General features: G+C 71.7%; 8 protein-coding genes. 7 read left to right on the forward strand and 1 reads right to left on the reverse strand.

Annotation, left to right across the window (positions count from 1 at the left end; translation table 11 throughout):
* Positions 1 to 1,288: glycosyltransferase (locus tag HW578_RS28495; RefSeq protein WP_198372608.1), on the reverse strand; the 1,288-nt coding region annotated here is incomplete at its 3' end.
* Between the two features lie 284 nt (positions 1,289 to 1,572).
* Between HW578_RS28495 and HW578_RS20695 the strand changes: the two genes are divergently transcribed.
* From HW578_RS20695 to HW578_RS20725, 7 genes are all read left to right on the forward strand, one after another.
* Positions 1,573 to 2,001 (forward strand): hotdog fold thioesterase, encoded by a 429-nt coding sequence (locus HW578_RS20695; protein ID WP_198372609.1) that lies wholly within the window; start codon positions 1,573 to 1,575, stop codon positions 1,999 to 2,001.
* Between the two features lie 97 nt (positions 2,002 to 2,098).
* Positions 2,099 to 2,803 (forward strand): isochorismatase family protein, encoded by a 705-nt coding sequence (locus HW578_RS20700; protein WP_198372610.1) that lies wholly within the window; start codon positions 2,099 to 2,101, stop codon positions 2,801 to 2,803.
* On the forward strand, positions 2,800 to 3,795 hold the full coding sequence (locus tag HW578_RS20705; RefSeq protein WP_198372611.1) for an asparaginase: 996 nt from the start codon (positions 2,800 to 2,802) through the stop codon (positions 3,793 to 3,795). Before HW578_RS20700 ends, HW578_RS20705 begins: the two co-directional genes overlap by 4 nt.
* Positions 3,796 to 3,806: 11 nt before the next feature.
* Complete coding sequence (locus tag HW578_RS20710) at positions 3,807 to 4,427, forward strand: hypothetical protein (RefSeq protein WP_198372612.1); 621 nt, start codon at positions 3,807 to 3,809, stop codon at positions 4,425 to 4,427.
* A 161-nt stretch (positions 4,428 to 4,588) separates the two neighbouring features.
* The gene (locus tag HW578_RS20715) at positions 4,589 to 5,602 is read left to right on the forward strand and encodes an NAD-dependent epimerase/dehydratase family protein (RefSeq protein WP_198372613.1); all 1,014 of its coding nucleotides are present in this window, start codon (positions 4,589 to 4,591) and stop codon (positions 5,600 to 5,602) included.
* Positions 5,599 to 6,564: a tripartite tricarboxylate transporter substrate binding protein gene (locus tag HW578_RS20720; RefSeq protein WP_198372614.1), complete on the forward strand. Its 966-nt coding sequence runs from the start codon at positions 5,599 to 5,601 to the stop codon at positions 6,562 to 6,564. The genes HW578_RS20715 and HW578_RS20720 overlap by 4 nt, the downstream gene beginning before the upstream one ends.
* Before the next feature lie 64 nt (positions 6,565 to 6,628).
* Positions 6,629 to 7,000: AMP-binding protein (locus HW578_RS20725; protein ID WP_198372615.1), on the forward strand; the 372-nt coding region annotated here is incomplete at its 3' end.

A 7,000-nucleotide genomic window follows, 5' to 3' on the forward strand; every position in this document is an offset into this window, starting at 1 on the left:
CGGGGCGCGCGCCGAAGGCTTCCGGGGGAAGGGCGGGTCGGCGCTGGCCGCGCTGCGGCTGCGCCGCCGCCGGCGCGCCGCGCGCGGCGACCTGCGCGAGCAGGCCGTCCACGCTGGCGAAATGGTCCTCCCAGCTGGGCGGCGCCCAGTGCCGCAGCCGGGCAAGCTGGGCGGCGCGCGCGCGGCTGTCCGGCGCGGCGTAGTCGAGCACCAGGCGCCGCCAGGCCGCGCCGTCGAGCGGGTCGAGGTATTCTGGCACGTCCCCGCCCACCTCCCGCAGCGCCGCGAGGTCCGAGCAGATGGCCGGCGCGCCGGCCGCGAGCGCCTCGGCCAGCGGCAGGCCATAGCCCTCGGCAAAGGAGGGGAAGAGCAGGGCGCGGCTGCCCGAAAGCAGCGCGGCGACCTCCGGGTCGGGCAGTGATCCCGCTTCCCGCACCAGGCCGCGCAGAAGGGTGCAGCGTTCGAGGAGGTCGAGGACGTTCTCGTTCTCCCAGCCGCGGCGGCTGACCAGCACGAGGCGCGGCGCGGCGCTGCCCCACCGGGCGGCGAAGTCGCGCCAAAGGTGCAGCAGCATCAGGTGGTTCTTGCGCGGTTCTATTGTGCCGATCACGACGAAGTAGGGATCGGGCTCGCGCGGCAGGGGCGCGGGGAGCGGCCGGCCGATGCCCAGCGGTGCCACCAGCAGCGGTGGCGGCGCGGCCTGGCGGACCAGATGCGGGCGCAGCACGGCGGCGGTGGCGGCGGAATTGACGATGATGCCATCGGCCAGCGCCGCCACCGTCTCGAGCCGCTGGAGGTGCTGCATCGCCACGCCAGGCCGGGCGTATTCCGGGTGCGTCGCCGGGATCAGGTCGTGCACCAGCGGGATGAAGGCAGCGCCGGCGCGGCGCAGCTCGGCGATCGGTTCGGGCTGTTCCATCAGGCGGTGCGAGACCAGCAGGAACAGCGTGCGGCGTTCGCGCGCCAGCACCTCGGCCACGCGGGCGCGGCCGCGCCCGACCATCATGCGGGCCATGGCGAGCAGCCCAAGCCGCCGGGCGTTGCGCAATGCCGCGGCGGCATCGGGCCCGCCGGCCCAGGCGGCGTCCAGCCTGTCCGCGAGGTCGGCCACGAGGCCGCGCGGCACGGCGGCATAGCCGTTGCGCGGACCACGGGCGACGAAGGTGACGGACTGCGCCGGTGCGTCGAGCCAGCGGCGCGCATAGGCGGCCTCGACCCGGTCGATTCCCGATGGCGCCTTGCGCCGCCCGCAGGCGAGGAACCGCGAAATGTCGAGGACTACGTGCACGGCATTGCCTTCGGCGCCGAGGGTTGGAAGCCAGCCCCTCGGTTGACACACATGGAATGGCGCGCGCGCCCCGGGGCCATGAAGCGTTTCACAGGCTGTCCCGCAAGCATGCAAGCGGGCGCGTGTTTCAGATGGTCTGCCGCCGGGTCCGGCTGCAGGTGACGCACGTCGCCTTGCCAGTTGAGAAATGCAACCATTAGATGTCGCCTTTGGCACAAAATCAACCCTGGCGTCAAGATCGGGTGGTTGTCCCCCGCCTCGGACCTGGATATGTCGGGGATGTCATGGCGATCTGGAAACGCGATCACGATCCCGAGGGCTTGCAGGCCCGACTCGCCGGCAGCCTGCCCGGTCATTTCGGTATCCGCATCCTGGAGGTCGGCGCGGATTTCCTGAGGGCCGAGATGCCGGTCGATGACCGGCACGTCCAGCCCTATGGCATCCTGCACGGCGGCGCCTCGGTCGTGCTTGCCGAGACGCTCGGCAGCATCGCCAGCACCCTGACGCTACCCGAGGGGCGCCGTGCCGTCGGGCTCGAGGTGAATGCCAACCACGTGGCCGCGGTGCCGAAGGGTGAGACGGTCACCGCGGTCTGCCGCCCGCTGCACCTGGGCCGCACCACGCAGGTCTGGCAGACCGAGATCCGGCGGTCCGACGGCAGGCTCGCCTGCGTGTCGCGGCTGACCACGGCGGTGGTGGAGTGGCGCGGCTGACTCGCCCGCGGGTTGCCGGGGGTGCCCAGCGCCGATAGCGTGGCGGCGAGGAAGCCCATATCGCCGGCGCAATGCCCGCCCCCGGGAGACCGCCCGCTTGCACCCCCTTTCGATCCCGCCCGAGATCATCGCCCGAGTCGAGGCGCGCTGCGGCCGCGCGCATCCCTTCGAGGAGCTCGACCCACGCCGCACCGCCTTCGTCGTCATCGACATGCAGGTGGGCTTCATGGACCCAGCCATCAGCCACGCCTGCTGCCCGATGGCCGAGCGCATCGTGCCCGCCGTCAACCGCTTGGCCGCGGCGGTGCGCGCCAGCGGCGGCGGCGTGTTCTGGATCCAGAACACCCATGATGCGCGCTGCGATACCGAATGGAGCGTGATGCAGCGGATGGCGACCCCCGCCGCACGTGCGCGGCGCGTCGCCGCCATGACCGAGGGCGCGTCTGGCCATGCGCTGTGGCCCACGCTGGATGTGCGCCCGCAGGACGAGCGGGTGAAGAAGCACCGCTTCAGCGCCTTTATCCAGGGCTCGTCCGACCTGCCCGAGCGGCTGCGCGCGCGCGGCTTCGACACCGTGCTGATCGGCGGCACCGTGACCAATGTCTGCTGCGAGAGCAGCGCGCGGGACGCGATGATGCTGAACTTCCGCACCGTCATGGTGGCCGACTGCAACGCCGCCAACAGCGACGCCGAGCACAACGCCTCGCTCGCGAATTTCTGGAACATCTTCGGCGACGTCATGACCGCCGACCACGTGATCGAAAGGCTGCGCGCCGGCGCGGCGGGAGAAGCGGCAGCATGAGCACGAAACCCAAGGTCGCCATCATCGGCACGGGCGGCACCATTTCCTCGATGGGGCAGGGGCCTCTCGAGCTCATCGACTATGGCGCGCGCGGCAAGGTGCTGGATGTCGAGGCGGTGATCGCCCGCGTGCCGGAACTGGCGCTGGTGGCCGATGTGCTGCCGGTGCCCTTCAAGGCGATTCCTTCCACCGCACTCGCCTGGGCCGAGTGGAAGGAACTGGTGCTGATCTGCGACCGGCTCTCGGCCGAGCATCCCGACCTGGCCGGGATCGTGGTGACGCACGGCACGGCCTCGCTCGAGGAGACGGCGTATTTCCTCTCCCTGACGTTGAAGATTCCCCAGCCCGTGGTGGTGGTGGGTGCCCAGAGGCCGGCCTCAGCGCTGGCCGGCGACGGGCCGATGAACCTGCTGAACGGCTGCCGCGTGGCGGCCGACCCGGGCGCGCGCGGCCTCGGCGCGCTGGTGCTGCTGAACGACGAGATCCAGGCGGCGCGCGAGGTGACCAAGACCTCGACGCTGCGCATGCAGACCTTCCGCACGGCGGATTTCGGCGTGCTGGGCCATGCCGATGCGGACATGATCGCGTGGTATCGTCGCCCGCTGCGCCGCATGGCACCCGACACCGAGTTCGACATCCGCGGCATGGAGGCGCTGCCGCGCGTGGACATCGCCTATACCTACGCCGGCGCCGACGGCACCGCGATCGACGCCTTCGTCGCCGCGGGAGCCAAGGGCATCGTCGCCGCCGGCTTCGCGCCGGGCTACGTCACGCCGGCCATGTCGGATGCCCTGGCGGCGGCGGTGAAGAAGGGCGTCGCCGTGGTGACGTCTTCGCGCGCCATGTCGGGTCGTGCGGCCAAGACCACGAAGAACACCGCGCTCGGCTTCGTCACAGCCGACAACCTGACGCCGCAGAAGGCGCGGGTTCTGCTGGCGCTGGCGCTGGCGCACGGCATGACCGACCTGGAGCGCGTGTTTGCCACCTACTGAGGCAGCGCGCCGTGGCTGAGCGCGCCTGGGTGCGCCTGCCCTCGGGCCGGCGGCTCGACCTGCTCTCGCCCACGCCGCTCGACTGGACGGATGCCGACCTCGCGACCGGGCTCGCGCGCACCTTCCGCTGGGGCGGGCATTCCGCCTGGCCGGAACCGCTCTCGGTCGCGCAGCATTCGCTGAGCGTGCTGGCGCTGCGGCGCTCGCGCACGCGCCATCGCCTCACACCGCTGCAGGAACTGCGCGAGGTGCTGCACGATGCCGATGAGGGGCTGATCAACTTCGACTGCATCTCGCCACTGAAGCCCTTCCTCGGGCAGGGCTTCGCCGACCTCCAGGCGCGGCTGTCCGCGGTGATCGCCACGCGCTACCGCCTGCCGCCATGGACCATCGAGGAGAAGCGCGCACACAAGGCGGTGGACATCGCGATCGCCGCGGCGGAGGCGGTGCACGTGGTCGGCTGGACCGCGACGGAGGTGCGCGAGACGCTGGGCATCCGCGCCGCCGTCATGGCGCGCGACCCGCTGGCGGTTCGCTATGGCGATGCGCCCTGGCGGCCCTGGGCGCCGGACGTGGCGGCGCAGCGTTTCCTCGAGGAACTGACGGCGCTGCAGGCGCGCGCGGGGCTCTAAGGTCACTTCCGCACGCCTCGCCGCACCGCCTCTGGCGTGTTGTTGTGGCGGGCATCTCCACCCGATCAGGCGATTCCATCCGATCGGGATCTGCTCTAGCCGCGCCGCCCGTCCCGCGCGATGCTGCGACCCAACCAATGTCGCTGAAGGGTGGGAAGCGCATGAGCGCAGCGGTGCCGGTCGCCGGCAACAGGTTCATCATCGTGGGCGGGGCGAGCCTCGTCGGTTCCGCCACCGCCGCCGAGCTGCTCGATGCCGGCGCCTCGGAAGTGGTGCTGTTCGACAATTTCTCGATGGGCTCCGAGGCCGCGGTCGCGCATCTCAAGGACAACCCCCGCCTGCGCCTGGTGCGCGGCGACGTGATGCGCCTGCCCGACCTGCTGCGCGCCATGGAAGGCTGTGCCGGCGCGCTGCTGCTCGCGGCCTACATGACGCTGAACATGGACCGCGACCCCTGGGGCGGGCTCGACGTCAACATCCGCGGCGTGCAGAACGCGCTCGAGGCGGCGCGCGCCAATGGCGTGCGGAAGGTGGTCTTCGCCTCCTCCAACGCCGTCTACGGCTATGGGCCGGGCGTGAAGGGCGAGCTGGTCGAATCCACGCCCTTCCATTCGGTGGGCGCCCCGCCCGCGGCCATCCTGTACGGCGCGACCAAGATCATCGGCGAGCAGCTCTGCCGCGACATGAAGCGGCGCTTCGGCCTCGACTACGTCGTGCTGCGCTATTCGACCGTCTATGGCGAACGCCAGCACTACCGCGCGGCGAACGCGCTCTACATCATCGAGACCTGGGACAAGGTGAAGAAGGGCGAGCGCCCGCAGGTCTTCGGCGACGGGTCGGAGACCAAGCACTTCGTCTATGTCGGCGACCTCGCGCGCGCGAACCGCATGGCCTTCGAATCCGCCGCGACCGACGTGGCGGTGAACACCTCGGGCCCGAAGCCGGTCACCACGCTCGAGCTGGTGCGCATGGTCACGAAGCTGGCGGGGTCGGACATCGAACCGGAATTCGTCGGCGACACGCCGGGCAAGGTGCGGCTCACCTCCGGCGGCGCCTTCCGCATCGCGCATGAGGAAGCCTTCGCCGCCATCGGCTGGAAGCCGGAGGTGCAGATGGAGGAAGGGCTGAAGCGCCTGATGGCGTGGATCGAGAGCAACGAGGGGAGGACGACATGACGACAAGAAGAACGCTGCTCACCGCCGCTGCGGGCCTCGCGGCACCCGGCATCGCGCCGGCGCTGGCCCAGGCGAACCGCTGGCCGGAGAAGCCGGTCGAGATCGTGGTCGGCTTCGTGCCCGGCGGCGCCACCGACCTCGACGCGCGCGCCGTGGCACCCATGCTCGAACGGCGCATCGGCGGGTCGGTCGTGGTGGTCAACCGGCCCGGCGCGGGCGGCGAGGTGGCGCTCGCCTCGGTCGCGCGCGCGCGGCCCGACGGGCACGTGCTCGGCACCACCAACATGCCCGGGCTGCTGACCATCCCGATCGAGCGCACCGCGCAGTTCAAGCTCGATGACTTCGCCGGCATCGCGAACATGGTCACCGACCCGACCGCGATCACCGTGCACGAGGACAGCCCCTACCGCTCCCTGGCCGACCTGATCGCCGCCGCGCGCGCGCGGCCGGAGACCATCACCTATGCCTCGCCCGGGGTGGGCACCGACGACCACCTGCAGCTTGTGCTGCTGCAGGCGGCGACCGGTACGCGCTGGGTGCATGTGGTGTTCCAGGGCGACCCGCAGCTGATGACCGCGGTGCTGGGTCGCCAGGTGGATTCGATGGGGCTGAACCTCGGCCCGGTCTCCGCCAATCGCGACAAGCTGCGCACGCTCGCGATGGCCGGTGCGGCGCGCAGCCCCTTCCGCCCCGACGTGCCGACGCTCAAGGAACTGGGCTTCGATGTCGAGATGGCCTCCGAGCGCGGCCTGGTCGCGCCCGCCGGCGTGCCGCCCGCGGTGCTCGCGAAGCTGCGCGAGGCGATGGCCGACGTGGTGCAGGACCCTGCCTTCGTCGCCGCCTTCCGCGCCCGCTTCACCGAACCGCGCTTCGAAGGGGGCGAGGCCTGGTTCACCCGCCTGCGCGGCCTGCAGGAAGGCTACCGCACGCTGTGGCAGCGCACGCCCTGGTCGCAGCGCTGACCCCGGTGCCCGCCGCGCAGGCGGCAGCTTGAACCACGCGCCGGCAAGGCCCAGCCTGCAAGCGATGACCGTGCTCCAGGCGACCTTACCGGGCGTGCCCATCATGGCCGCCATCGAGCAGGTCGCGGCCCGCTGGCCCGACCGCCCGGCGATCATCCACGGCGGCGGCATGCTCGGCTATGGGGATCTGGTGCGCCAAGTGGGCACGCTGGCGGCGCAATTCGCCCGGGCGGGCCTCGGCCCGGGCGATGCCGCCGGCATCACCATGCGCGACGACCTCGCCAACATCCTCGTCGCACTGGCGCTGATCCGGTTGGGCTGCCGGCAGGTCGCGCTGCCGCCGCGCGACCCGGCGCCGCTGCGCGAGGACCTCGCGCGGCGCCTGCGTCTCGCCGCCGTGATCGGCGAGGAGGGCGCCGATGCGCTGGGCGGCGCG

The sequence above is a fragment of the Roseomonas rosulenta genome (assembly GCF_016106005.1).
Lineage (GTDB): Bacteria > Pseudomonadota > Alphaproteobacteria > Acetobacterales > Acetobacteraceae > Neoroseomonas > Neoroseomonas rosulenta.

Excerpts from the sequence above, each read along its gene's own strand:
- HW578_RS20715 (WP_198372613.1), top strand. The coding sequence starts at position 4,589 with ATGAGCGCAGCGGTGCCGGTCGCCGGCAACAGGTTCATCATCGTGGGC.
- HW578_RS20705 (WP_198372611.1), top strand. The coding sequence starts at position 2,800 with ATGAGCACGAAACCCAAGGTCGCCATCATCGGCACGGGCGGCACCATT.
- HW578_RS20720 (WP_198372614.1), top strand. The coding sequence starts at position 5,599 with ATGACGACAAGAAGAACGCTGCTCACCGCCGCTGCGGGCCTCGCGGCA.
- HW578_RS20695 (WP_198372609.1), top strand. The coding sequence starts at position 1,573 with ATGGCGATCTGGAAACGCGATCACGATCCCGAGGGCTTGCAGGCCCGA.